This window comes from Benzoatithermus flavus (assembly GCF_037908215.1).
GTDB lineage: Bacteria > Pseudomonadota > Alphaproteobacteria > Geminicoccales > Geminicoccaceae > Benzoatithermus > Benzoatithermus flavus.
The window spans coordinates 1-534 of the sequence record NZ_JBBLZC010000135.1; the positions used below are offsets into that span (position 1 = coordinate 1).

Below are 534 nucleotides of genomic sequence, written 5' to 3' on the forward strand. Positions count from 1 at the left end.
ATTAAATTAAGGCCCGTTGGTCAAGGGGTTAAGACACCTCCCTTTCACGGAGGTAACAGGGGTTCGAATCCCCTCCGGGTCACCATGGAGACTTAGCTCAGCTGGGAGAGCATCTGCCTTACAAGCAGAGGGTCGGGGGTTCGATCCCCTCCACCGCCACCATTATCGGACCTTTAGCTCAGCTGGTTAGAGCAGACGGCTCATAACCGTCCGGTCGTAGGTTCGAGTCCTACAAGGTCCACCATTATTATTATTGTTGCTTTTTTGGAGGAGTACCCAAGTGGTTGAAGGGGTCGGTCTTGAAAACCGAGAGGCGCCGCAAGGCGCGCGGGGGTTCGAATCCCTCCTCCTCCGCCATGCACTTTAAAATCGTGCCGACTTAGCTCAATTGGTAGAGACGAGCATCCGCTTCCTCGAATCGGCTGCGAGTTGTCCCGACGCATCCCACTTCTTTGAATAAGCTTGCAGAGGAAGGGACACCTAGCATTTGACTTCCTCGAATCAGCTTGTAGAGGAAGAGGCACAACCGAGCAG

At 53.9% G+C, this 534-nt stretch carries 3 tRNA genes; all 3 read left to right on the forward strand.

Annotated elements, in window-relative coordinates:
- The first annotated feature begins 10 nt into the window (after positions 1-10).
- Positions 11-85, forward strand: a tRNA-Glu gene (locus U1T56_RS24515).
- An 82-nt stretch (positions 86-167) separates the two neighbouring features.
- Positions 168-244: transfer RNA gene (locus U1T56_RS24520), tRNA-Ile, on the forward strand.
- A gap of 22 nt (positions 245-266) precedes the next feature.
- Positions 267-357: transfer RNA gene (locus U1T56_RS24525), tRNA-Ser, on the forward strand.
- Positions 358-534: the final 177 nt, after the last annotated feature.